We start from the raw sequence: 24,398 nt of genomic DNA, 5'->3' as shown, positions 1-24,398 counted from the left end.
ACGATGCGCGCGCCAAAGCGCCCGCCGGCTGCGCCGCCGCGCACGACGGCCTCCTCGGTGCGACCCATTTCAGGTAAAATAGCGGCCCACGCGCGCAGCAAAAGCCGGTCTGTGCTCTTCCCCCGGCCGCGTATCCCGCCCAGCATGGCGCGGCATACCCCGCTTGCTGCGCCACCGGGCCCAGCGCCCGCTTCTCCCCCGCTCACTCCGAAGGATCCGCCCATGACAGGCTTCGATCGCCAGACGATCTCCGACACCACCGCCAAGATGCTGCTCGAAGTGCAAGCAGTGCATTTCAATGCGGAGAAACCGTATATTTTCACGTCCGGCTGGGCGAGCCCGGTGTACATCGACTGCCGCAAGCTGATCTCGTATCCGCGTGTGCGCCGCGGCCTGATGGAAATGGCCGAAGCGACGATCCTGCGCGACGTCGGCTATGAGCAGATCGACGCGGTCGCCGGCGGCGAAACCGCGGGCATCCCGTTCGCGGCATGGCTGTCCGACCGCCTGATGGTGCCGATGCAGTACGTGCGCAAGAAGCCGAAGGGTTTCGGCCGCAACGCGCAGATCGAAGGTCTGCTGACCGAAGGCCAGCGCGTGTTGCTCGTCGAAGACCTGACAACCGACAGCCGCAGCAAGATCAACTTCATCAACGCGCTGCGCGCCGCCGGCGCGACGGTGAACCACTGCTTCGTGCTGTTCCACTACAACATCTTCAAGGAAAGCGTGTCGGTGCTGAAAGACATCGACGTCGATCTGCACGCGCTCGCCACGTGGTGGGACGTGCTGCGCGTCGCGAAGCAGAACAACTACTTCGACACGAAGACGATCGACGAAGTGGAAAAATTCCTGCACGCGCCGGCCGAGTGGTCCGCTGCACATGGCGGTGCGACGTCTACGCCGCAATAAAGCCATCGCGCTAAGGCAGTGACAATAAAAACGTAGCCGCTTTATGCGGATTGAATGAAAAAGCCGCCTGTTTCGCAACAGGCGGCTTTTTTTATCGCCGATTGTTTATCGCCGATTACCAGGCGGACGAAACGAGGCCCGATATCAGGACTGGTTCGCGATGTCCTTACTCGAGTTTGACGAAAGATTCAGCAAACCATTGCTCTGCGCATACTGGAATAGTTGGGAGTCGCGATCGATTCCGAGCTTGCGCATGGCCGCGTTTTTTTGTGTGCTGATCGTCTTGATGCTGCGATTCAAACGCTCCGATATTTCCTTGATCGTCATACCCGATACGAACAGGCGCACGACTTCGAGTTCGCGCCGCGACAGCTTCGAGTCGTCGCGCTTGCCGGCTGAATTGACCCGCAACCCATCGAGCACCGTTTTCACCGACGGACTCATATAGGTCATACGACGGCCCACGTGTTGTACCGCAAGCGCAATATGGCTGAGGTCGTCCGATTTGTTCACGACCGACGTCACGCCAAGTTCCTTGAGCCGTTTGAGCAATGCGGCGTTCTCGAGCATGGTGAGCACGACGATCGGCAGATTCGGGAAATTGCGGCGCAAATAGTCGATGAGTTGCAAGCCGTCGCCGTACTGACCGCCCGGCATGGCCAGGTCGGTGACGAGCACGTCGCATTCGGTGGATTGCAACATTTTGATAAGTTCAGTCGACTGCCTTGCGCGCCCAACGACTTGCATACCGGGAAATTTGAGCAGCGCATTTTCAGCGCCAAACAGAATAACCGGATGATCGTCTGCCACCATGACCCTGAGTGAAACTTGCATCGTCCTCCTCTGGACGGATAAACCGGTCTCCACAACTTCTAACACTGCTTTTGACGCTCGCTATTTAAACGAGTCAAATGCAGTAAGGGTCGCGCGACAACCCCCTTACTATAGCTGATTTCCTGTCTGCGAATTCCGCGGCACGCGAACATATTGCGTCGCAGAGCTAATCAGCGCTGATGTTAGACTTGATTCGACCGTGGGGCACAATTCAGGACAACGACAGTCGCGAGCACCCGCGCCTCGCGCCCTTACAGGAGAACCGGCATATGCGCGTGCGTTGCCTGGTTGTTTCGCTGGCTTCATCTTGGCGGCATCGATCGCTCGCCGTCGGCGCGATGCTCGCGCTATTCGCAGCGCATAGTGCCGGTGCGCGGGCCGACGAGCCGTTCACGCTGACGAGCGCGAGCGTACGCGCGGGCGGCACCGTGCAGAATGCGCAGGTGTTCGACCGGAACGACTGCAAGGGCGGCAACCGTTCACCGCAGCTCTCATGGCGCGACGCGCCGGCCGGTACGCGCGGCTTCGCGATCACGATGTTCGACGAGGACGCGCCGGGGCGCGGCTGGTGGCACTGGGCGGTCGCGGGCATCCCCGCCACGGTCGACAGCCTGCCCGAGAATGCGAGCTCGTCCGGTTTCCTGGGCAAGCTCGGCGCGGTCGAAGCGCGCAACGACTTCGATACCGACGGCTATGGCGGCCCGTGCCCGCCGCCCGGCAAACCGCATCGCTATATCATCACCGTGTACGCGCTGAACTCGGCCGATCTGCGTCTCGCGCAAGGACGTCCCGCGTTGATGTTCGATCACGAGATCGGCACGGCCGCGATCGGCAGCGCGCGGCTCGAGGTCAATTACGGGCGCTAGTGGCGGCCGTCGCGGTCGTGATGGGGCGCCGCCGCGCCGCATCGCCTGGCTTGCGCCGTTCGCCTTCCCGATCGCTTTGCTGGAGCACTTCATGTCGAAGATCGTCATCGTTTATCACAGTGGCTACGGCCACACGAAGAAGGTCGCCGAAGCCGTGCTCGCGGGCGCGCTGGAAGCCGGTGCGCAGGCGAAGATGATGCCGGTCGGCGACCTCGACGACGCCTCGTGGGACGAACTCGCCGCCGCCGACGCGCTGATCTTCGGCGCGCCGACCTACATGGGCGGCCCGTCGGCCGACTTCAAGAAGTTCGCCGACGCCAGTTCGAAACCGTGGTTCGCGCAGGCGTGGAAAGACAAGATCGCAGCCGGCTTCACGAACTCGGCGACGATGAACGGCGACAAGTTCTCGACCATCCAGTACTTCGTCACGCTGGCGATGCAGCACAGCATGATCTGGGCCGGCACCGGCATGATGCCGTCGAACACGAAGGCCGCGACGCGCAACGATCTGAACTTCGTCGGCGGCTTTACCGGACTGCTTACGCAATCGGCGGCCGATGCGTCGCCCGACGAAGCGCCGCCGCCGGGCGATCTCGAAACCGCGCGCCTGTTCGGCGCGCGCATTGCGGGCGTCACCGCGCGCTGGATCGCGCCGCGCGGGTAGCGCCGCGCGGGTAGCGCCGCGCGGGTAGCGGCGCGCGGCTAATGGCTGAACGGCGCCGAAACGACGTCGCGGCTCATCGGCGGTTCATCTTCGGTCATCAGCCCGCATTCGCCGCGCAACGGGTCACGCCAACATCACGTTGTGCGCGCATCGTCGTTTTTTCGCGCTGCACCGCACGGTCGCGGCGATGACGTCTTAAAATAACGTTCCGGCGCGGCGTCGCGCCCCGTTTCCAGCGAGTGAGATCGAGATGAGCACGAAAGTTTTTGTCGACGGACAGGAAGGCACGACCGGCCTGAAAATTTTTGAATACCTGTCGCAGCGCGCCGACGTCGAAATCCTGCGTATCGAAGAAGCGAAGCGCAAGGACCTGGACGAGCGCCGTCGTCTCATCAACGCGTCGGACGTCACGTTCCTGTGTCTGCCCGATGTCGCCTCGCGCGAGTCGGCCTCGCTCGTCGAGAACGACCGCACGGTGCTGATCGACGCGAGCACCGCGTTCCGCACCTCGCCCGACTGGGCCTACGGCCTGCCCGAGCTGGCTCGCTCGCAGCGCGAGCGCCTGCGCACCGCCAAACGCATCGCCGTGCCGGGCTGCCACGCCTCGGCGTTCGTGCTCGCGATGCGCCCGCTCGTCGAAGGCGGCGTCGTCGCGCCCGAGTTCGCCGCGCACGCCTATTCGATCACTGGCTACAGCGGCGGCGGCAAGAAGATGATTGCCGACTACGAAGCCGGCGGCAACGACAGACTCAAGAGCCCGCGCCCGTACGCGCTCGGCCTCACGCACAAGCACCTGCCGGAAATGGCCACGCATACGGGCCTGAAGTCGGCGCCGATCTTCACGCCGATCGTCGGCGACTTCTACAAGGGCCTCGCGGTCACCACGTACTTCTCGCCGGGCCAGCTCGCGAAGAAGACGACGCCGCAGGACGTGCAGGCTCAGTTCGCCGAATACTACGCGGGCGAAGCGTTCGTGCACGTCGCGCCGTTCAACGCCGACGCGAGTCTCGACAACGGCTTCTTCGATGTGCAGGCGAACAACGACACCAACCGCGTCGACCTGTTCGTGTTCGGCAACGAAGAGCGCTTCGTGACCGTCGCGCGGCTGGACAATCTCGGTAAGGGCGCGTCGGGTGCGGCGATCCAGTGCATGAATCTCGCGATCGGCGCGGCCGAAGACACCGGTTTGAAACGCTAGGCGAGTCGACCCGCATCCGCGGTGCCACGAAAAAAGCCGGTCTTTGCAGACCGGCTTTAATGAGATGGTCAGCCTGACCGAAACAGCCCGATCGGCTTACGCTGATCGGGCTGTTTCCTTATGGGAGATCGTCATGGACACCATCTCGTTGATTGGAATCGATCTTGGCAAGCATTGCTTTCACCTGCACGCACAGTCCGCATCGGGCCACATGGTGTTGCGCAAGAAGCTGACGCGCAACCAGATGTTCACACTGCTTGCCCGTGTTCCGAGCTGCACGGTGGTCATGGAAGCCTGTGCCGGCGCTCACTGGGTCGCCCGTCGCCTCCAGGAACTTGGGCACCACCCGAAGCTGATATCCCCGCAGTTCGTCAAACCTTTCGTGCAAGGCAACAAGAATGACTTCGCCGACGCGCAAGCGATCTGCGAGGCCGCGTCACGTCCCAGCATGCGGTTCGTCAGTCCGCGCAACGAGGTGCAGCAGACGATCTCAGCGCTGCATCGGGTACGCGAAGCGCTGGTGCGCGACCGTACCGGCACGGTCAACCAGATTCATGCCTTTCTACTCGAGTTCGGCGTGAGCCTGCCCAAGGGGATGGGCGTCATCCGCCGACTTCCTGCCGTGCTGGCCTCGCATGATCTGCCGCCGCGACTAGTCGCGCTGCTCGAGCGTCTGCAGGCACATTTCAAGTACCTCGACGAACAAGTCGCGCAACTCGAAAGCGAATTGATCCGGCAACTGCGGGAGGACGAACGCAGCCAGCGCCTGTTGGAAATTCCCGGCATCGGCCCAATCACGGCCAGCGTGCTGGCAACCGAATTGGGCGACGCCCACCAGTTCGCTTGCGCTCGCCAGTTCGCCGCATCCATCGGGCTGGTTCCACGCCAATACAGTACCGGCGGCAAGCCCACGCTGCTGGGAATCAGCAAGCGCGGCGATAAGAATTTGAGGCGACTGTTAGTCCAGTGCGCGAGAGCGCTCATGCTGCACATCGAGCGGCACGCCGATCGCCTGGGGGCCTGGGTCCGCGACCTGCTGGCCCGACGGCATTCCAACGTGGTCGCTTGTGCGTTGGCCAACAAATTGGCGAGGATCGCCTGGGCCATCCTCGCCCGCGGAACACACTACCAAAGTGCTCAGGCTGTGGCCGCAGCCTGACTGTGCGCCGCCTACGTTACTCCTTCTGACCCAAGTCACTTCCTGGTTTTGCGACGCGAGATACGTGAAGACATAAACGGCTCAACGGCCGAGCAAGCAACCTGGCAAAGCAAATAGTATTCCGATACTGCGGCTTTTTTAAGGTTTGCCCGGCGCGGCTCTCATCATGGGGCGGGAACCTGTTCCCACAACGACCCCGGATAGATTTGCGCAAGCCCAATTTACGTCAACACCACCTCGCTTGCAAAAGTCAGGCTGACCATAGATTTTGTTTTAAAGCCCGCTCATTAAAATTGATACAAGACATTTCTGCCTGGTAGCCTCGGCGCCATACTCGCCGCCGGTGCGGGCAAGCCGGGGCTGACGCAGGTGTCGGCGAAGGCGTCGTCGTCGTGGGCGCCGGTGTTCAACGCGGGCCTTGCGTACAACATCACCGAGCACTGGGGGCTCGTTGCGTCGGTCACGTATATCGCGCTGAAGACGACGTCGTCGGTCATCATCAAGGCGGCCGATGGGACGGAGCTTGGCGTGTCGAAGGCGGATCTGGGCGCAAACCCGATCATTTCCTTCCTGGCCGTGTCGTATAAGTTCTGAATTTGATTTTCCGCGGTCGCGGCGCCGCTTTGGGCGCGCGGCGAATTCCGGGCAAAAAAAAGCCCACCTAGGTTGGCGGGCTGAATCCATATCAGAGGAGACATGGAGGAGACAAGACGAACTATAGCAGACCGCTTGGTGCGTTGCAACATGAAAATTAGGGTTGACCCTCAATGTTGCAGACATACAACGGTCACATGGGTACGGCTCAGTTTTCCCTTGTCTGCCGACACGCGCGGTGCTTAGTGCCTCACCAGCGCCATCATCGCGCCGAAACCGACGAACACACCGCCCGTCAGCCGGTTGAACATCCGCGCGACGCTGCGGCTCTTCAACCTGGCGCCGATGCGCGTGCCAAAACCCGCATACACGAGATACCAGCTGACCTCGATCGACGCGAACGTCGCGAGCAGCACGCCGAACTGCGGCAACTTCGGCTGGGTTGCATCGATGAATTGCGGCAGCAGCGCGGCCGCGAACAGGATCGCCTTCGGATTGCTGCTCGCGACCAGAAAGCCGTTGCGAAATAGCGCGAAGCGCGAGCGCGCGGGCCGGGCTGTCAGGTCGTCGACGTTGTGCGCGGCGGTTTCGTCGGCCGGCGCGCGCCATGCCTTGATGCCCAGATATACGAGGTAGGCCGCGCCGATCATGCGCAGTGTATTGAACATGGTCGGCCATGCCGCCAGAAACACGCCGAGCCCCGCCGCCGATACCGCCAGCATCAGCACCAGCGCCGACAGACAACCGGCCATCGTCGCGCTCGCGCGACGCAGGCCGTGCTGGGCGCCGTGCGTCATCACGAGCAGCATGTTGGGACCGGGAATCGCGGAAACGACGAAAACGGTGGCGGCGAACAGCCACCAGGTATGCAGAGTCATCGAAATCGGGTGTAGGGGGATCGGGCGGCTATTATGCCTTGCCGCCCAGCGTGACTCATGCGGCCACGCTGCGTCGATCGCTCGCGTCGGGCGATCGACAGCGCCGTCAGCGGCCGGCCCGGCGCGTCGCGACCTGACCCAGCACCGCGAAATCCTTCTCGCCGTCGCCGTGCGCGATCGCCTCGATCAGGCTGTCGCGAACCACGCTCGCGACCGGCATCGGCGTCGTCACCGCATCGGCGGCGGCGAGCGCGAGGCGCACGTCCTTCAGTCCCAGACGCGCCTTGAACAGCGCCGGCTCGAAGCGCTGCTCGGCGATCAGCTTGCCGTAGCCCGAGTACACCGGTCCCGGGAACAGACCGCTCGTGATCACGTCGAGAAAGTCCTGCATCGCGAGGCCGTGGCCCGTCACGAGCGCGGCCGCTTCGCCGAGCGTCTCGATCGCCGCGCCGAGCATGAAGTTCGCGGCCAGCTTCATCACGTTCGCCTGCTGCGGCAGCGAGCCGATGCGCCAGGTCTTCTGGCCGAGTGCGTCGAAAATCGGCTGGATCCGGTCGATCGATTCGGCCGGGCCGCCGGCGACGATCGTCAGCTTGCCCGCGGCCGCGACGTCGGGCCGCCCGAGCACCGGTGCGGCGACGTAATGCACGCCGCGCGACGCGTGCGCGGTCGCCAGTTCCTCGGCGAGCGCCACGGAAATCGTCGCCATATTCGCGTGGATCAGCCCGCGCGGCGCATGTTCGAGCAACGACGCGGTGATGACTTCGCGCAGCGCGGCATCGTCGGCGAGCATCGAGAACACGGCGTCGCCCGCAAACGCTTCAGCCGGCGTCGCGACGACTTGCGCGCCCAGCCCGGCCAGCGGCTGAGCCTTTTCCGGTGAGCGGTTCCACACGCGCACCTGGTGCCCGGCTTTCAGAATGTTTGCAACCATCGCGGCGCCCATCTCGCCGAGACCGATAAAACCGATGTCCATCTATCGCTCCGTCTTCTAAAGAACCTGAAGTAGAGCACACTCATGCGACAAGCGCAGGACAACGCGCAACCCGAGCGGTGCGATACTGAAGGCATGGTCACCGCGACATTCCGCTTCTACGAGGAGCTGAACGACTTCATCGCCCGGCCGCTGCGCCGGCGCGCGTTCACCTGCGTCTGCGCGCGCGGCGCAACGACCAAGCACATGATCGAAGTGCTCGGTGTGCCGCATACCGAGGTCGAGCTGATACTGGTGAACGGCGACTCGGTCGGTTTCGATCATCCGCTCGCCGACGGCGACCGCGTCGCGGTCTATCCGAAATTCGAGACGCTCGACATCCAGCCGCTGCTGCGCGTGCGCGAGCGGCCGTTGCGCGTGATGCGCTTCATCGCCGATGCGCATCTCGGCGGCCTCGCGCCGCTTCTGCGGCTTGCGGGCTTCGATACGCTGTACGACAACCACTTTCCCGACGCCGATATCGAGGCGCTCGCCGCCGCGCAGCAGCGCATCGTGCTGACGCGCGACCGCGAGTTGCTCAAACGCCGCAACATCACGCATGGCTGCTACGTGCGCGCGCTGCGGCCGCGCGAGCAGTTGCGCGAAGTGTTCGAGCGGCTCGATCTCGCGCGCAGCGCGCAACCGTTTCGGCTATGCCTCGTATGCAACGCGCCGCTGCGACGCATCGCACGCGAGGAAGCCGGCCCGCGCGTGCCGCGCGGCGTGCTGCAGCGGCACAGCCGCTTCGTGACCTGCGATGTATGCGGACGCGTGTTCTGGGAAGGCACGCATTGGCAGAGGATGCGCGCGTTGATGGACAGCGTCTCCGCCGGCGCACCGGACGGTGTCGGCTGACGCCCCGCGCTTGCGTACAATGCGGGTTGATCTATTTGGCAGAGGCCTTTCCGATGATGAAAAAAACCGACCTTGAAAAGAACAAGGCGCTGAAACTGGGCAACGCGATGAAACAGGCGACCGCTAACCGCGGTGGCAAGAACGCGGCGACCGAGCCGAAGATCGACCGGCGCGAGCAGCGCAAGCTCGATCAGGCGCAAGGCCTCGTCCCGTTTGCGTGCAAGCTCAACGGCGAGCTGGTGGAGGAGCTGAAAACGCGCGCCGCCAGTCATCCGGACGGCCTGAACGGGCTGCTGGATGAAGTGATCCGGCGCGGGCTCGCGGGCTGATCTTCCCGCGCGCAATATCCGCCGCAACAGCAAAAAGGCCAGAGCGCGAGCTCTGGCCTTTTTGCTGGCAACGCATCTGCCGTCACCGGCTGCACCGACCGGCAACCGGTGCGGCGCAGCGCTACGTCGCGCCCAACGAGCGCGCGTTGGCTTAGTTCTGCACGCCCTTGTCGTTCGTGCCTGCTGCCGAAGCTGCGGCGGAAACGTGTGCCTTCTTGCCGTGGGTCTTCAGCTGCTTGACGTGGTGCTTCTTCGGTGCGCTTGCTGCTTCCATAGCAGCGGCATCCGATGCCTGCGCGAAAGCCTGAACGGAAACGAGTGCGATCGAAGCGGCTGCGAGCGAGACGATAACTTTTTTCATGTGTTGATCCCCAAACCAGACGACTGAGTCAATGTGAATGAATACAGCTGCACGGTAGAGCGGCTGGACTTCGAGGTGCCTTGTGCTCCCCGCGGGAGAGTATTACCCAGGCGTAGGCGGTTTGTCATGCGCAAAACTCGATATGTATTTTCCGGGAGACAGCCTGCTTTCAGCGTGCTTTCATCTACCTGCAAGCCGCAGCGGGGACCCTGCCAGGTCCCCGTGAAGCCGCGGCCCGCGCGCCTCGCCGACCGCTTCGCGGCGCTCAAACCAGGTTCCGCAGCAGGCTCGCGGTCTCCTGCAGCGCCGGCAAAACGCGGTGCAGCGCGGCGTTCGCCGACTCCTCGCCGATCGGCATGCTGACGCTGATCGCCGCGACCACCGTACCGTGCCGGTCGCGCAGCGGGACCGCGACGCCGCGCACACCGATCTCGAGCTGCTGGTCGGTGACCACGTAGCCGTTGCGGCGGATTTCGCCAAGCACTTCTCTGAGCCGTTCGACGGTCGAATAGGTGTACGGCGTGAAAACCTTGATCGGATACGACGCGAGCCACGGGTCGATGCTGTCGGGCGGCTGGAACGCGAGCAGCACGAGCCCCGCCGACGATAACGGCGCCGGCGCGCGCGAGCCGGTCACGAAGCCGACCGCCATCGCCCGATTCACGCCGTTGCGCGCGACGTAGACGACGTCGTGTTCGTCGAGGATCGCGACCAGCGCGGTTTCCTGCACGGTCGCGGTGATCCGCTGCAGGAACGGTTGCACCGTGCGCGGCAGCCGCGCCGAATCGAGGTAAGACTGGCCGAGCCGCAGCACGCGCGGCGCGAGCCAGAACAGCTTGCCGTCGGTGTCGACGTAGCCGAGCTCGCGCAGCGTCAGCAGATAGCGGCGCGCAGCCGTGCGCGACAGGCCGGCGCGCGCGGCGACCATCGTTGGCGTCATGCGCGCGTGCTCTTCGTCGAATGCTTCGATGATCGCGAGCGCCTTCGCGGCGCCCGCGATCCAGTCCTTGTCGTCCATGTCGTTTGCTCGTGGAAGGAGCGGGGGATCGCGGTCCGATCCGCAAGTCGCTTGATCACCGCGATCCGCAGGCCGGCGACCGCACGGCCGTTGCGCGATTATCGCGCGACTCGCGGGGTTTGCCTGCCCGGCGCGCAACGCCCGCGTATCATGTGAGCGATTCCTTACCGGCTGAGCACCGCGTGGCGCGCCTGCGCGGCTTCCCAGCGCGATCCCAAGACAAATCAGAAGAAATCTTGAATCCCGATACCCGCCAACACCTGCGCGCGAACGTGCTGATGCTGATCGCCGCGATGATCTGGGGCTCCGCGTTCGTCGCACAGCGACTGAGCCTCGATACGATCGGCCCGTTCCTGTTTACCGGCTTGCGCTTTCTGCTCGGCGCGCTCGTCGTGCTGACGATGATCGTCTGCGTGCGCCGCGCGGCGCTCGCCGAGCTGACGAAGCGCGCGCCCGGCGGAGCCCGCGAACTGCTTGGCGCGGGCGGGCTGCTCGGCGTCGTGCTGGCCGTGTCGATCTCGCCGCAGCAGATCGGCCTGCAGTACACGAAGATCGCGAACGCGGGCTTCATCAGTTCGCTGTATGTGGTGATCGTGCCGCTGCTCGGCGTGCTGTTTCGCCACCGGACTGGCCTCGGTACGTGGCTTGGCGCGCTACTGGCGGCCGTTGGCATGTACTTCCTGAGCGTCGACGAGCACTTTTCGATGCTGTACGGCGACTGGTATCAGCTCGCCGGGGCGCTGGTGATTTCCGCGCAGATGATGCTGGTCGGTCGCTTCGCGGCGCGCCACGACACGCTGATGCTCGCACTCGCGCAGTTCGTGACCTGTGGGCTCGTGTGCCTGTCGATCGGCCTTGCCGTCGAACCCTTTAGCGCCGCGATAATTGCGCGAGCCGCGCCGACGATCGCGTACGGCGGTGCGTTATCGGTGGGCGTCGCGTATACGATCCAGGTGGTCGCGCAGCGCTACGCGGCGCCCTCGCATGCGGCGGTGATTTTCAGCATGGAAGGCGTGTTCGCGGCGTTTGCGGGCTGGCTCGTCCTCGGCGAAACGCTGACGACTCGCGCGTTGTTCGGCTCTGCGCTGATGCTCGCGGGATTGATCGTGTGTCAGATACTGCCGGGCTGGAAACGCGCCCGGCAGCGTGCGCCGCAGGTGATGTGATTTACAGCGTTATAAAACGATTCGACGCCAACGCTCGGTGCGCGATGCGCGCCGACAGGCGTCTTGCCCCTTCGCCCAACTATGCCGCGCGCGGATGAGCGAATGGGCTCGGCGTATCGGCGGTTGGCGGAAACACGCACCAGCAGCCGTCGTCGTGGCGAAAGAAGAACAAACCCCGCCCGCCCTGTTCCGGCGACGTCTCCACCCGCACATAGCGCCGCCCGCCCGCACGTGTGCGGCTGAACTCCGTCACGTGAACCGGCTCGGCCGGCGATGGCGAAAGCCACTTCTCGACCAGAAACCGCAACGACTGTTCGCTCGCGGCTCTCATGATCTGCTCCGGAACAGCTTGTCGCGCTGCGCATCGCGCGTGGACTCGGGACTGTCGTCGTCGCGAGCGGCGTCGCCGTTCTCGGCGGCCTCGGCGGCTGCCAGCGCCATCATCCGACTGGTCGCGACCGCGCGCAACGAGCTGCAATGGGCCGCATGTCGAAGGTCCGACAGAAGACGGACTAGCTGTCGTGCTGATCTGCGTTTCATACATCCCCCGCACTGCACCAGAAACCTCACAAAGCACTTTAACTCTATGCCGGATTGTTCGCTGGGCAAATGGTTTTGACTAAATAGCAACAGTTGCGCTTGCAATAAGACGGCGTGCAATCTTCGTACCGAGTTATCAATGTGCGCGTTCGGTGGGCGGAAATCTGTGCGTTGGCGAGCCCTTCGCGTCGCGCGAGCCGTCGATGCGGGAGCAACGGGAAGTGTCGGTCGGAGGCGTGGTTATCCACAGCGACCTCTGAATAACTTCGGGTTAGCGCGACGAACAGCCTGTGCGCGAAATCTTGATAAAGATCAGGGTCGGCAAACGGTGTTCGAACTTATCCCAGTTATGTAGTTTTTCTACCGACGTGTTCCGCAGGGTTATAGGTTTCGCATGATGTTGAAGCGGCGCGACATTTGCGACTTATCCACAGAATCGGTTAACCCTTGTTAACTACTACGTATGTATACGTATCAAGTAAACACCATAAGGTGAATATCGCTGCGCGCCTGAATCAGAGGCTGATCGGACCTTGATCAGCCTCGATGCGAAAGCCGCTGCGCCGCTGTCACGGCACCAGAGGCGCCGTGCCGCTCGCGGGTTCGATCGCTGCAGCCTGGCCAATCGGGTCGGCGGGTTGGACCGGCGAGGATGTCGACGGTGTCGTCAACGGAACCGGTGCGGGTGCGGTTAACTGCTCTGGCGCGGGCGCTGACTCGACCGCCTGAGCCGCAGCTGGTGGCTTCACGGCGACAGGCTTGTCGGTCGTCGGTTGGGCGGGCGCTGGTGACGTCGTCTGAACCGGCACGGTCGGCGTCGCTCGAACTGCAGCGGAGGTGGTCGCCGCTACCGGCTCGGGCACCGGCTCAGGGATCGTCAGTTGAAGCGGCGCTGCTACCGGCATCGGCAGCGTCCGCGTCTCGATCGGGCTGCTCGTCACCGGCTGCGTGCGCACGACCGTCTGCAAGTAATGATCGACGAGACCGAAAAAGCGGTCATAGAACTTGCCCGACGGAATCGTCTCGCTCGAGATCTTCACCATCGCGTCGCTATTCGAGCGAATCGGCAGCGACAGCGAACCGAGCACGCTGAGCCCGACGCTCGCCGACGTATCGCTCTTCTTCAATGCGAAGCCGTTCTGCACCGCGTTCACGTACACGATGCTGGTATCGGCCGCCTCTTCGCCGGGCGTGCACACGACGTGAAATTCGACGACCACGTGCGAATCGCCGGTCGGCTGAAAATTCTTCGTGCCGTCGACGGTATCGGGACGCGACATCGTCGTCAGATAGCCTTGGCTCAGCAATGCGCGGCGCGCGGCTTCGCAGCTATCGCCCGTACTCGAATTGAAATTGCGCGCGTACGGGCTTGCGCCGGTTTCGAACAGTTCCTGGGTGAATTGGGGTTGCGGCGTGCTGCTGCATGCCGTGAGCGCGACCAGCCCGAACAGGGCCGCGGCGGTGGTGCGGGAAAAGGGGTTCTGCATGATCGGTTGCGAGAAGCGCCTCGTGAGCGCGAATGGAAATGCATTGTAGAGCGGGCAGCGTCACGTGCGTAAAAAGCGTGCAAGGTACAGCCCGGACCCTATTACAGCGGGAAACAGGGCGTCAACTTGAAGCACGCCGCCGCGCCCTCGCAGTGCAAACGGGCGAAAATGCGAGAAGAGACCGCGCGTGCGTGCCTAGTTCGACGTCGTGCGCGCCGAGCCCACCGTCGCGGCCGAAGTCGACCCAGAGGTCGCGGCCGACGATGCCCCGGCTGCCCCGCTCGCGGCGGGCGCCGCGGATGCAATGAGCGCCGCCGGCACGCTGAACGCGTCGGCCCACGGGTTCGCGCTGGCGCAACGATCCGCCTCGCACGACGCGGGCCGCCCAGCGGCCCCGGAAGCGCCGTCAGCGGGTGTCGCAACCGCCGCGAAATCCTCCACGCGCAGATTCACCTTCTGCGCATAGGCCTTCGAGCCGCCATAGCTCTTGAGCGCGGTATTCAGATCGCCGTTCGCCGAGCGCATGTAGCCGTACAGAATCGCCGAGCCCGCTTCGATGTTCGCACCCGGCTCGGTCAGATCCTTCACGTTGCGCAGCAGGCCGCGGTGCGCCTGCGGCACGACCTGCATCAGCCCCGTCGCGCCATTGGCGCCGCGGGCTTTTTCCTTGAAGCGGGATTCGATCGAGATGATGGCGAGCAGCAGCGCCGGAGGAAGGGAGTATTTGTTGGCGGCGGATTGCACCGCGTCGGAGATCTTTTGAGCCTTTTCTTTGCCCACACCGAACTTCTGCGTCAGGTACGCCGATATTCGGTCGGTGTTTTCGTCGGCCGCCGCGGTTTGCGCGAGGCCGAGCGAAAGCACGATCAGGCAAAGTAACCGGCTCATAGTGGACGTCGGAGGAAGCAAAGATCCGCGCATTATAGCGCCGCTGCATCGGGCGGCGCCTTTCCTCGGCAATTTTTGTCTTTTAAATCAAGGGTGAGCGGAACTCGTCCCGCTTTCCGATGGGTTCATTTGACCGCTTTTGACTTCAGGTCATAGCCGTCGCTCAGCGTCGCGAGGAACGCGGCGACGTCGTCGATATCACGCTCGGACCAGACCGGACGCTCGCCCGTTTTGCGCGTCAGCGGCTCGTTGGTCGTATCGACGTTCACGCGCAGTGCGACCGGCAGATCGTTGAATTTGTCGACTTTGCCGTGCGCATCCCTTGGATACCACTTGTCCGGGTTCGTATCGCGTTGCACGTAGAAACGCAAGGCCTCTTTCAGCGTGTGGAAGCGACCGTTGTGAAAAAACACGTGACGCGTCGCGGTATTGCGCAGCGATACCGACTTGAACAGTCCGCAGTTCAGCTTGTCGCTCTGATCCGTACGCAATGGTCCGCACAGGCCCATGTCGAAATACTTCGGATCGGCGTTGACCTTCAGTTCAGCGTTGCGCGGCACGCCAAGCGCCTGAAAGTTGAAGTCGGTGAAAAGCGGATGAGCGCCGTTCACGCCCGACTGGTCGATATGACAGGATGCGCAATTGCCGCCGGCGGGGTCGTCGAACAGTTTTTTGCCGCGCAACTCTTGTGCAGTTAGTTGCACTTTCCCGTCCAGGTAGTAGTCGAACTTGCTCGTGTACGGATGAAAACTCGGGTCTTCGAGCTCGAAGCGCTCGATCGCGTACATCGCCTGGGTGAACGCCTTGGTCGGATCGGCAAAAATGTTCTGGCCGAATACTTCCTTGAAGCGCGCAGCGTATGGCGCGCGCTGCATCTTCGCGAGCAATGCGGCCGGATCCTTGTTGGCCATCTCGTTCGGATTGAACAGCGGGAAGTTCGCCTGATCGTGCAGATAGTTGAAGCGCCCGTCCCAGCCGAAGCCGCCGACCGGCGCGTTGTCCGTTTCGCTGAGCCGCTCGGACAGGCTCGCCGCCTGCGCATGCGTCCAGATCGGCGTACGGTTCAGCACGTAGCGCAGGCTCGGCACCGCGCGCGTGCCCTGCTGATGCAAGTCCACGCCGCCCAGTTGCGCGGCGAGACCGTTGGGCGGCCCGTACGCGTGCTCGGGACTGTGACAGCTCGCGCACGACATCTTGCCCGAAGCCGACAGCGCCGGATCGAAGAACATCAGTTTGCCGAGCGCGGCGGCGTCACTATAGACGGGCTTCGCATCGGCGGATGCCGGTGTCGCATTCGACGCAACAGCGCGCGCCGCACCGGCGCCCCCCAGTAACGCGCCGCCCATCAGGGCGGCGAGCGCTATCCGACGCGCGCTCGCGCGCGCCGTGAATCGCATGACAGAAGACAGCATCGAGTCTTTTACAGGTTCGTGAAGATGTCGCTGCCGAACCCCACCAGACCGGCCTGTCCCGCATACCCGAGGTGGTCCAGCTGGAAGATGTCCTCGATGCTCTTCAGCATCGAATAGTGGTTGTACGGCACCGTGGACACCGTACCCGGCTTGATGAACTTCGAGATCATCACAGCGCCGGTCTGGTCGCCGCCGTAGCTCGACTTGGTCAGGTTGATCGTGATGCCGTTATAGGCGAGCGACGAAGTCTCCGGGAACGACGGCAGGTTCGGGCCGGGTTGCTGGCTACAGCAGGTCGTGCCCGCAAATACCAGATCCTCGCCCGACGCGGACTGCGTGACCGTCGCGTAGCTGCTTTCGTCGAAGTTGATGATCAGCAGGCCATCCTTCTGGAACGCCGGCGATGCGGTGATGATCGGCACCCACTTCTGCAGGAACGTGTTCGCGCTCGTCAGGCCGCCCGGCTGGCCGTTCACGCAAGGTGCGTCGTGGCCGTCGTCGCACAGGTTCGGCGTGATCAGGTTGAAGTTCGCCGTGGTCGAGACCGATTGCAGATCGTTCTGCAGGTTATTCAGATTGACGACGTGCTGTCCGCAATCCGGCGAATCGATGATCGAGTGGAAGTACATGAACGGATTGTGGCGCGTCGCATACTGGTCGCCGAGCGGCACGGCCGCGCTCGGCGCTTCGGCCGACTGCGTGAGGTCCGTCGTGTTCAGCGTCGGATGGCCGCAGGTAGCGGCTTCGCGCGACGGATCGTTGCCCATGTCGCCTTCATAGCCCTTCCACGTATAGCCCGCTGCCTTCAGCTGGTCCGGCAACGTCTTCACGCTCGCCGGATACACGCAGCCCGAGCCGATCGCCTGGCCATCGGACGTCATGCCGGTCAGCTTGAAGTCCTGATAGGTCATGCAGTCGTTGTCGGTCTCGTTGGTCGGCGACTGGCCGCTGATCATCGAGATGTAGTTGTCGAGACTCACGTGGCCCGTGCCGTAGTACTGCTGCACGAGCGCGCCTTGCGATGCCAGCGTTTGCGCGAGATACGGCGCTTTGGTGTTGGCGCCGAATGTGGTCGCGTAGTTTTCGTTTTCGAGCGTGATCACGAAGACGTGGCGAATCTGCTGCTGTCCGGTCAGTTGCAGCCCGCCGGACGAAGAAGACGAGCCGCAGGCGGCCACGATCAAAGCGATTAAAGCCGCGCAAGCGGCCATGATGAGTGCGCGTAGCCCAATGCGGTGTGACATGTTCGTTGCCCTCTGTTGCTGTCTCTTTGTTGCCCTGTCGGGGATGCGGTTTTATTTGCGGGCAGACTTTATGGAGCGCCTATGACATTGCCGTGAAAGTTGACGTTCGTTCACCGATAAAACCATTGGCGAACCAGCGGGTTGCCGACTCGATTCACGCTTCGCGCCGATTTGAGACAATGCGCGTCGGCGGCGCGCATCGTTGCGCGCCGCCTCAACGAACAACCGATGTTTTCAGCTATGAGCAAGACCGCGTTTATTCCCAGCGTCCCCGGCACGTCGGAGGACGACTTCGAGATTTCGGCGAGCGCGAAAATGGCCGGCTACCGGCGCTTCTTCGGCGTGTTGAAGGTGCTGCGCACGACCGACGGCCGCGTGCTGTTTCCATTCGATGGCGCGCCCGAACTGGGCCCACACGCGAGCCGACTCGAAGCGCTCGCGGCCGCGCAGGTGTATGGCGAACACATCGTCGCGAGCGATCTGGCGCGGCCGGAGTTGTAGGTTTCGCCGATCACCCGGCGATATGCCGATACGCGAAAAAATGCGGGTGGGTCAACGCACGCGTACCCGGATTGCCGCGCCGGCCCCCGCACGCGCGGCGAGCACCCCACCGAGCACGCCGCCGACATGGCTCTGCCACGACACATCCGGATAGATCGGCAGTACGCCGAACAGCAGGCTCAGACCGTAGCTGCTGACGACGACCAGGGCCACGAGGATCGACACGAGATTGCGCGTGTAGTAGCCGCGGGCGACCAGGTAGCCCGCATAGCCGAACACCAGCCCACTCGCGCCGATATGCACCGAATACGACGCGCCGAATAGCCACGCGCAAAGACCGGCGCCGAGCATCGCGCCGATGGTCGCGCGCCAGAAGCCGGCGATGTTCGGCCACGTACACAGCCAGCCGAGTACGACGAGCCCGCTCGTGTTGGCGGCGATGTGTCCGACGCTCGCATGCAGCCACGGTGCGAACAGGATGCCCTGCAAGCCGTCGAGCGACCGCGGCACGACGCCGTGTTCGCTCAGATGCAGGAACGGCAACGCAACCGACAGAAAGAACACCGCCCACATCGAACCGACGAACAGCGCGATTAGCACGACGCGTGACTTCAGCTTTTCGGTTAGCGTGTTGGGAGATGAGGTCTTCATGATGACGAGGCCACGTGGGATGTCGACAGAGGGTAGTCGATGTGGCGTCGTCACGTCGAGGCATCGTGGAAAGACAGATGCCGATGGTGTTTCGTCCGCCGGACCGCATGGCGGCGCGGCGGAATGCGTGAGCTTGCGGCCCGGTTTGCCGCTACGTCTTCGTCACTCCACCGTCACCGACTTCGCCAGGTTCCGCGGCTTATCCACATCCGTGCCACGCGCACAAGCGGTGTGATACGCGAGCAACTGCAGCGGCACGACGTGCAGGATCGGCGACAGCAAGCCATAGTGCTCTGGCATCCGGATCACATGCAGCCCTTCGCCGTTGACGATCTTCGTATCGGCATCGGCGAACACATAAAGCTCGCCGCCGCGCGCGCGCACTTCCTGGATGTTCGACTTCAGCTTTTCGAGCAGCGCGTCGTTCGGCGCGACCGTCACCACCGGCATCGCTTCGGTCACGAGCGCCAGCGGCCCGTGCTTCAGCTCGCCAGCCGGATACGCCTCGGCGTGGATATACGAAATCTCCTTGAGCTTCAGCGCGCCTTCGAGCGCGATCGGATAGTGCATGCCGCGTCCGAGGAACAACGCGTGTTCCTTGCGCGAAAACTCCTCCGACCACGCGATGATCTGCGGCTCCAGCGCGAGCACGCTGTTGAGCGCCGCCGGCAGGTGGCGCAACTGCTTCAGATAACTCGCTTCCTGGTCGTCGTTCAAACGTCCGCGCAGCTTCGCGAGCGTTGCCGCCAGCGTGAACAGCGCAACCAGCTGCGTCGTGAATGCCTTGGTCGACGCGACGCCGATCTCGCGGCCCGCGTGCGTGAGGAACGACAACTCGGTCTGCCGCACCATCGCGCTCGTGCCGACGTTGCAGATCGCGAGCGTGTGCTTGTGGCCGAGCTCCTGCGCGTGCTTGAGCGCCGCGAGCGTGTCGGCGGTTTCGCCCGACTGCGAAATCACCACCACCAGCGACTTCGGATTCGGCACCGACTCGCGATAGCGATACTCGCTCGCGATCTCGACCTGAGTCGGAATCTTCGCGAGCGATTCGAGCCAGTACTTGGCGGTGAGCCCCGAATAGTAGCTGGTGCCGCACGCGAGAATCAGCAGGCTGTCGATGTCCGCGAACACCTGGCGCGCGTCTTCGCCGAAGATCGACGCATCGAACGCGTCGGCCTGCGGAATCGTGTCGGTGATCGCGCGCGGCTGCTCGAAGATTTCCTTCTGCATGAAGTGGCGATACGGGCCGAGTTCGACCGCGCCGCCATAGGCCGCGACCTGGCGCACCTCGCGTTGCGCGGCCTCGCCCTGGCGATCGGCGATGCGCACGCCATCGAGCGACAGTTCGCAGACGTCGCCTTCCTCGAGGAAGATGAAGCGCTCGGTGCTGCCTGCGAGCGCGAGCGCGTCCGATGCGAGGAAGTTTTCGCCGTCCCCGAGCCCGACCACGAGCGGCGAGCCCTGACGCGCGCCGACCACCGTATGCGGCTGATCCTTGTGCAGCACCGCGATCGCATACGCGCCGTGCAGTTGCGCGATCGCCTCGCGCACCGCAGCGAACAGGTCGCCGCGATACAGGCTATGGACCAGGTGCGCGATAACCTCGGTGTCGGTCTGCGAGACGAACTCGTAACCCTTGCCGCGCAGCATTTCGCGCAAGGTCTCGTAGTTTTCGATGATGCCGTTGTGTACCAACGCCAGCGCATCCCGCGAGAAGATCGGGTGCGCGTTGTCGGTGACCGGTGCGCCATGCGTGGCCCAGCGTGTATGCGCGATGCCCGTCACGCCTTCGAGGTGACCGTCGCGCACCTGGCCTTCGAGGTCGGCCACGCGCGCGACGCTGCGCGCGCGGCTCGGCCCGCGAGCGCCGAGCACGGCGACGCCGCACGAATCGTAGCCGCGATATTCGAGGCGCCGCAGTCCTTCGACCAGGACGGGAACGATATTACGTTGCGCAACCGCGCCGACAATGCCGCACATGGTGTATTCCTTTTCAGTGCCGGATTCAGTGAGCGCGCCTCGTGGGCACGCCGTATCGATCAGCTTTTCTTTTTGACAGGGCGCACATAGCCCGTCTTGCTCGTCTGGGTTTTATCGTTCAACACCAGCGCGTCGGCGGCGACGTCCTTCCACACCGTGGTACCGGCCGCGATCGTCGCGCCGCGCTGCACGCGCACCGGTGCGACCAGTTGCGTGTCCGAGCCGACGAACACGTCGTCCTCGATCACGGTGCGGAATTTGTTGGCGCCGTCGTAGTTGCAGGTGATCGTGCCCGCGCCGATATTCACGCGCGCGCCGACATCCGCATCGCCGATGTAGGTGAGGTGGTTGGCCTTCGAGCCATGACCGAGCACCGCGTTCTTGATCTCGACGAAGTTCCCTACATGAGACTCGTCTTGCAGCGCCGCGCCTGTGCGCAAGCGCGCATACGGACCGACAACGGCCTTCGCGCCGACTTCCGCGCCTTCGATGTGCGTGAACGCATCGACGCGCGTACCGGCGCCGATACTCGCGTTGCGAATCACGCAGTTCGGCCCGATGCTGACGTTGTCGGCCAGCGTCACACGGCCTTCGAACACGCAGTTGACGTCGATCGACACGTCGCGGCCGCATTCGAGCGTGCCGCGCACGTCGACGCGCGCCGGGTCGGCGAGCGTCACGCCCGCGACGAGTAGTGCGTCGGCGACATTGCGCTGATGAATCCGCTCGAGCTCGGCGAGCTGCTGCTTGCTGTTGACGCCGAGCGTTTCCCACTCGTCGTCGGGCTGCGTGGTGACGACTTGGAGGCCGGCTTCGATCGCCATTTCGACCGCGTCGGTCAGATAGAACTCGCCTTGCGCGTTGTCGTTTTTGAGCGCCGCGAGCCAGCCGGCAAGGCGCGCGGTCGGCGCGACGATGATGCCGGTGTTGATTTCGGCGATCTTCAGCTGCTCGGTACTCGCGTCCTTCTGCTCGACGATGCGTTGCACGCTGCCGTGCTGATCGCGCACGATGCGGCCGTAACCGGTCGGGTCGTCGAGCGTGACGGTGAGCACGCCGTAGCCGTCCAGGCCGGCACGCCCGGTCAGTGTGCGCAGCGTTTGCGCACGCGTGAGCGGCACGTCGCCATAAAGCACCAGCGTGGGCAACGATGGATCGAGCAGCGGCAGCGCCTGCTGCACCGCGTGGCCGGTGCCGAGCTGTTGCTCCTGCACCGCGAACTGGATATCGGGCGCCGCGACGGCTTCGCGCACGGCTTCGGCGCCGTGGCCGATCACGACGATCAGGCGGGCGGGCTTCAGCGCGCGGGCGGTGTCGATGACATGAGCGAGGAGCGGCCGGCCGGCCAGAGGATGGAGCACCTTGGGAAGCGCGGACCGCATGCGCTTGCCGGTACCTGCCGCCAAAATGACGATGTTCATGGCGTCGGCAAATAGACGAGTTTGGAGCGGACGATTCTATCATGCTGCACCTGCAAAAAAGGCCGCAGACGCGGCCTCGGCAGGGTTTGCAAGCCAGCGGAAAAGCGCCGGAATGCCGCCGGAACAGGCACTTTTCGCTCGTTACAGGTCGTCGAACTGGACCAGCGAAATGGTCTTCGCACTGGTGAGCGGCGCGCCTTCGTCGCCGCTCGAACATGGTTCTTCGTCGAACGCGATGTCACCTTGCGGGTCGGCTTCGCCGCTCGCGCGCAGCCCCGCGAACGCAAACAGCTGGTGATCCATCAGATGCGACGGCACCACGTTCGACAACGCATTGAACATGTTCTCGATGCGGCCCGGGAAACGCTTTTCCCAGTCGCGGACCAGCGCCTTCATTTCCGCGCGCTTAAGGTTTGGTTGGCTACCGCACAGATTGCACGGAATGATCGGGAATTCACGCAGCTCGGCGTACTTCTCCAGATCGGTTTCCTTCACGTAGGCGAGCGGCCGGATCACGATGTTCTTGCCGTCGTCCGATTGCAGCTTGGGCGGCATGCCCTTCAACTTGCCGCCATAGAACAGGTTCAGCAGCAGCGTTTGCAGGATGTCGTCGCGATGATGGCCGAGCGCGATCTTGGTCGCGCCGAGCTCGCCGGCGACGCGATACAGGATGCCGCGCCGCAGCCGCGAGCACAGCGAACAGGTGGTCTTGCCCTCCGGCACGAGCCGCTTGACGATGCTGTAGGTGTCCTGATTCTCGATGTGAAACGGGATGTCGAGCTGGGTCAGATACTCGGGCAGCACGTGCTCGGGGAAGCCCGGCTGCTTCTGGTCGAGGTTTACCGCGACGATGTCGAAATTGATCGGCGCGCGCTCGCGCAGCCGCATCAGGATCTCGAGCATCGCGTAACTGTCCTTGCCGCCTGACAGGCACACCATCACCTTGTCGCCGTCCTCGATCATGTTGTAGTCGCCGATCGCCTGGCCGACCTGGCGCGCGAGACGCTTGAAGAGCTTGTTGTTCTCGTACGCTTCCTTCTGCTCGCGGCGCGTGAGCGGCGATTTCGAGGCGCGGGCGGCGCTCGGTGCCGCGGTGGCGTCAGCGGCTTCGTTGTCTGCGGTCAGGATTTCCGGTGCGTTCATCGCTCAGTCCTCCTTGATGCGGAAGACTTCGACGCCGACCGCATCGCAGTCCGGATACACGTCCGGCTTTTCGGTCGACACGCGGGCGCCGCGCACCTGCGGATGTTCGAGCATCGCGCGCACGAGGTCGTCGCACAGCGTTTCCTGCAGATGAATATGGCCTTGCGAGACGCGCCTCGCGATCGTCGAGCGCATGAAGTCGTAGTCGACGACTTCGGTGAGCTTGTCGTGCACCGGCGTGGACATCGCGAGCGGCACGAACAGTTCGACGTTGATCACGACGCGCTGCTCGCCGCGCTTTTCGAAGTCGTGCACGCCGATATTGATGTGCACTTCGTAATTGCGCAGAAAAAGCCGGCGGCAATCGGCGAGCCGGGGGTGCGAAAGAGCGGCAAACATGTTCGTTCCAGTCCAAAAAAGCGTGCGGGGCACGCAAAGGGGCGCTTCGCCACACGCGATGGCCGCCTCGAAGGCCGGCCACGCGCGCGGGTCAGGCGCCCGTCAAAAACATCACGTCGCGCGGCAGCGGCACGAGATGCTGCCCGCCGTCGACCACCAGCGTCGTTCCGGTAACGCCGGCTGCATCCGCGAGATACAGCGCGGCGGCGACGATATCCTCGGGCCGCGACGCACGGCCAAGAGGCGTCATACGGTGAGCGGCCTCGAACCCGTGCTGGGTCTGGTCGCCCGATTGCATGGTCAGCCCGGGCGCGAGCCCGACCACCCGGAGCTTCGGCGCGAGCGCCTGAGCGAGCGCGACCGTCGCGGTCTGCAGCGCCGCCTTCGACAGCGTGTACGACAGATAGTCCGGGTTCATGTTGTACAGCTTCTGATCCAGCACATTGATGACGACGCCGCGCTGGCTTTCGTCGCGCAACGCCGCATCGGGCGTCGCGTCGTAAAGCATGCGCGCGAGCACGAGCGGCGCGCCGACGTTCATCGCGGTCAGCTTCAGCAGCAGCTCGTAGCCGACGTCGCGCGCCGTGTCTTCCTCGAAGCGCGACGCGTTATTCACGATGCACGACGGCCGCCCGAGCGCAGCGGCGCAGTCCGGCAGCAGCCGGGCGACCTGCGCCTCGTCGCCGAGCTCGGCGTGCAGCGCGACCGCGCGGCGGCCCAGCGCGACGATCTGCGCGACCACTTCGTCGGCGTCCTCACGCGAGGCACCGTAGTGCACGGCCACGTCCCAGCCGCGCGCGGCGAAGCCGAGGGCGAGCGCGCGCCCGATGCGGCGCGCGGCGCCCGTAATCAGCACGACGCGGGGCGTTTCGGGCGGCAGTTCAGCCGCGCGGGCAGCGATGTCCGGAGAAACGGTCATTTACAATGC

General features: G+C 63.9%; 25 protein-coding genes and 1 pseudogene. 10 read left to right on the top strand and 16 right to left on the bottom strand.

Annotation, left to right across the window (positions count from 1 at the left end):
- The first annotated feature begins 222 nt into the window (after window positions 1–222).
- The gene (locus tag OKW30_RS19635; RefSeq protein WP_184073530.1) at window positions 223–909 is read left to right on the top strand and encodes an orotate phosphoribosyltransferase; all 687 of its coding nucleotides are present in this window, start codon (window positions 223–225) and stop codon (window positions 907–909) included.
- A 144-nt stretch (window positions 910–1,053) separates the two neighbouring features.
- Here OKW30_RS19635 and OKW30_RS19630 read toward each other — a convergent pair whose 3' ends face one another.
- On the bottom strand, window positions 1,054–1,743 hold the full coding sequence (locus OKW30_RS19630; protein ID WP_187630271.1) for a response regulator: 690 nt from the start codon (window positions 1,741–1,743) through the stop codon (window positions 1,054–1,056).
- A 269-nt stretch (window positions 1,744–2,012) separates the two neighbouring features.
- On the opposite strand from OKW30_RS19630, the gene OKW30_RS19625 reads away from it, so the two are divergent.
- The 5 genes and pseudogenes from OKW30_RS19625 to OKW30_RS19605 all read left to right on the top strand — a co-directional run.
- Window positions 2,013–2,609 (top strand): YbhB/YbcL family Raf kinase inhibitor-like protein, encoded by a 597-nt coding sequence (locus OKW30_RS19625; RefSeq protein WP_429347412.1) that lies wholly within the window; start codon window positions 2,013–2,015, stop codon window positions 2,607–2,609.
- A gap of 91 nt (window positions 2,610–2,700) precedes the next feature.
- Window positions 2,701–3,273, top strand: coding sequence for a flavodoxin family protein (locus OKW30_RS19620; RefSeq protein ID WP_026225500.1), 573 nt, complete (start codon window positions 2,701–2,703; stop codon window positions 3,271–3,273).
- A gap of 250 nt (window positions 3,274–3,523) precedes the next feature.
- Complete coding sequence (gene argC / locus OKW30_RS19615; protein ID WP_184034699.1) at window positions 3,524–4,471, top strand: N-acetyl-gamma-glutamyl-phosphate reductase; 948 nt, start codon at window positions 3,524–3,526, stop codon at window positions 4,469–4,471.
- A 133-nt stretch (window positions 4,472–4,604) separates the two neighbouring features.
- Window positions 4,605–5,630 carry an IS110 family transposase gene (locus OKW30_RS19610; RefSeq protein ID WP_184074570.1) on the top strand — a complete coding sequence of 342 codons (1,026 nt, stop codon included), beginning with the start codon at window positions 4,605–4,607 and terminating at the stop codon, window positions 5,628–5,630.
- A gap of 318 nt (window positions 5,631–5,948) precedes the next feature.
- Window positions 5,949–6,224 (top strand): annotated as a pseudogene (locus tag OKW30_RS19605) (OmpW family outer membrane protein); the annotation flags it as partial.
- Window positions 6,225–6,466: 242 nt separating this feature from the next.
- Here the strand turns inward: OKW30_RS19605 and OKW30_RS19600 are convergent.
- Window positions 6,467–7,102: a LysE family translocator gene (locus OKW30_RS19600; protein ID WP_429347411.1), complete on the bottom strand. Its 636-nt coding sequence runs from the start codon at window positions 7,100–7,102 to the stop codon at window positions 6,467–6,469.
- 106 nt (window positions 7,103–7,208) lie between these two features.
- On the bottom strand, window positions 7,209–8,078 hold the full coding sequence (locus tag OKW30_RS19595; protein WP_184034705.1) for an NAD(P)-dependent oxidoreductase: 870 nt from the start codon (window positions 8,076–8,078) through the stop codon (window positions 7,209–7,211).
- 93 nt (window positions 8,079–8,171) lie between these two features.
- Between OKW30_RS19595 and OKW30_RS19590 the strand changes: the two genes are divergently transcribed.
- Both OKW30_RS19590 and OKW30_RS19585 read left to right on the top strand, forming a co-directional pair.
- Entirely contained in the window at window positions 8,172–8,930 is a 759-nt protein-coding gene (locus OKW30_RS19590; protein ID WP_429347771.1) for a Mut7-C RNAse domain-containing protein, read from the top strand.
- A 53-nt stretch (window positions 8,931–8,983) separates the two neighbouring features.
- Window positions 8,984–9,259, top strand: a complete 276-nt coding sequence (locus OKW30_RS19585) for a hypothetical protein (RefSeq protein WP_018418694.1) — start codon at window positions 8,984–8,986, stop codon at window positions 9,257–9,259.
- Window positions 9,260–9,410: 151 nt separating this feature from the next.
- Here OKW30_RS19585 and OKW30_RS19580 read toward each other — a convergent pair whose 3' ends face one another.
- Window positions 9,411–9,620 carry a hypothetical protein gene (locus OKW30_RS19580; RefSeq protein WP_184056380.1) on the bottom strand — a complete coding sequence of 70 codons (210 nt, stop codon included), beginning with the start codon at window positions 9,618–9,620 and terminating at the stop codon, window positions 9,411–9,413.
- 265 nt (window positions 9,621–9,885) lie between these two features.
- Window positions 9,886–10,638: an IclR family transcriptional regulator domain-containing protein gene (locus tag OKW30_RS19575; RefSeq protein ID WP_018418696.1), complete on the bottom strand. Its 753-nt coding sequence runs from the start codon at window positions 10,636–10,638 to the stop codon at window positions 9,886–9,888.
- A 236-nt stretch (window positions 10,639–10,874) separates the two neighbouring features.
- Between OKW30_RS19575 and OKW30_RS19570 the strand changes: the two genes are divergently transcribed.
- Window positions 10,875–11,804, top strand: coding sequence for a DMT family transporter (locus OKW30_RS19570; RefSeq protein WP_429347410.1), 930 nt, complete (start codon window positions 10,875–10,877; stop codon window positions 11,802–11,804).
- A gap of 79 nt (window positions 11,805–11,883) precedes the next feature.
- Here the strand turns inward: OKW30_RS19570 and OKW30_RS19565 are convergent, their stop codons facing one another.
- The 5 genes from OKW30_RS19565 to OKW30_RS19545 all read right to left on the bottom strand — a co-directional run bounded on the left by OKW30_RS19565 (window position 11,884) and on the right by OKW30_RS19545 (window position 17,375).
- Window positions 11,884–12,135, bottom strand: a complete 252-nt coding sequence (locus OKW30_RS19565; RefSeq protein ID WP_184034717.1) for a hypothetical protein — start codon at window positions 12,133–12,135, stop codon at window positions 11,884–11,886.
- A gap of 778 nt (window positions 12,136–12,913) precedes the next feature.
- The gene (locus OKW30_RS19560) at window positions 12,914–13,831 is read right to left on the bottom strand and encodes a DUF2242 domain-containing protein (protein ID WP_429347409.1); all 918 of its coding nucleotides are present in this window, start codon (window positions 13,829–13,831) and stop codon (window positions 12,914–12,916) included.
- 195 nt (window positions 13,832–14,026) lie between these two features.
- The gene (locus tag OKW30_RS19555; RefSeq protein ID WP_429347408.1) at window positions 14,027–14,719 is read right to left on the bottom strand and encodes a lytic transglycosylase domain-containing protein; all 693 of its coding nucleotides are present in this window, start codon (window positions 14,717–14,719) and stop codon (window positions 14,027–14,029) included.
- A 125-nt stretch (window positions 14,720–14,844) separates the two neighbouring features.
- Entirely contained in the window at window positions 14,845–16,116 is a 1,272-nt protein-coding gene (locus OKW30_RS19550) for a cytochrome-c peroxidase (RefSeq protein WP_184073589.1), read from the bottom strand.
- 23 nt (window positions 16,117–16,139) lie between these two features.
- Complete coding sequence (locus tag OKW30_RS19545; protein WP_184034723.1) at window positions 16,140–17,375, bottom strand: alkaline phosphatase family protein; 1,236 nt, start codon at window positions 17,373–17,375, stop codon at window positions 16,140–16,142.
- 240 nt (window positions 17,376–17,615) lie between these two features.
- Here OKW30_RS19545 and OKW30_RS19540 point away from each other — a divergent pair, with 240 nt between their 5' ends.
- A complete protein-coding gene (locus OKW30_RS19540) occupies window positions 17,616–17,876 on the top strand; it encodes a DUF6723 family protein (RefSeq protein WP_184035068.1) in 261 nt (86 codons plus the stop codon).
- Window positions 17,877–17,927: 51 nt separating this feature from the next.
- Here the strand turns inward: OKW30_RS19540 and OKW30_RS19535 are convergent, their stop codons facing one another.
- The 6 genes from OKW30_RS19535 to OKW30_RS19510 all read right to left on the bottom strand — a co-directional run bounded on the left by OKW30_RS19535 (window position 17,928) and on the right by OKW30_RS19510 (window position 24,389).
- A complete protein-coding gene (locus OKW30_RS19535; RefSeq protein ID WP_429347407.1) occupies window positions 17,928–18,527 on the bottom strand; it encodes a rhomboid family intramembrane serine protease in 600 nt (199 codons plus the stop codon).
- A 162-nt stretch (window positions 18,528–18,689) separates the two neighbouring features.
- A complete protein-coding gene (gene glmS / locus OKW30_RS19530; protein ID WP_429347406.1) occupies window positions 18,690–20,507 on the bottom strand; it encodes a glutamine--fructose-6-phosphate transaminase (isomerizing) in 1,818 nt (605 codons plus the stop codon).
- Between the two features lie 59 nt (window positions 20,508–20,566).
- The gene (gene glmU / locus OKW30_RS19525; protein ID WP_429347405.1) at window positions 20,567–21,928 is read right to left on the bottom strand and encodes a bifunctional UDP-N-acetylglucosamine diphosphorylase/glucosamine-1-phosphate N-acetyltransferase GlmU; all 1,362 of its coding nucleotides are present in this window, start codon (window positions 21,926–21,928) and stop codon (window positions 20,567–20,569) included.
- 141 nt (window positions 21,929–22,069) lie between these two features.
- Entirely contained in the window at window positions 22,070–23,071 is a 1,002-nt protein-coding gene (gene ttcA, locus OKW30_RS19520) for a tRNA 2-thiocytidine(32) synthetase TtcA (protein ID WP_429347404.1), read from the bottom strand.
- A 3-nt stretch (window positions 23,072–23,074) separates the two neighbouring features.
- Window positions 23,075–23,470: a dihydroneopterin aldolase gene (locus OKW30_RS19515; RefSeq protein WP_090802589.1), complete on the bottom strand. Its 396-nt coding sequence runs from the start codon at window positions 23,468–23,470 to the stop codon at window positions 23,075–23,077.
- Window positions 23,471–23,561: 91 nt separating this feature from the next.
- A complete protein-coding gene (locus OKW30_RS19510; protein ID WP_184065800.1) occupies window positions 23,562–24,389 on the bottom strand; it encodes an SDR family oxidoreductase in 828 nt (275 codons plus the stop codon).
- Window positions 24,390–24,398: the final 9 nt, after the last annotated feature.

The organism is Paraburkholderia sp. Clong3 (assembly GCF_050436485.1).
Taxonomy (GTDB): domain Bacteria; phylum Pseudomonadota; class Gammaproteobacteria; order Burkholderiales; family Burkholderiaceae; genus Paraburkholderia; species Paraburkholderia tuberum.
This window is presented reverse-complemented; position numbering and strand designations above follow the sequence as displayed.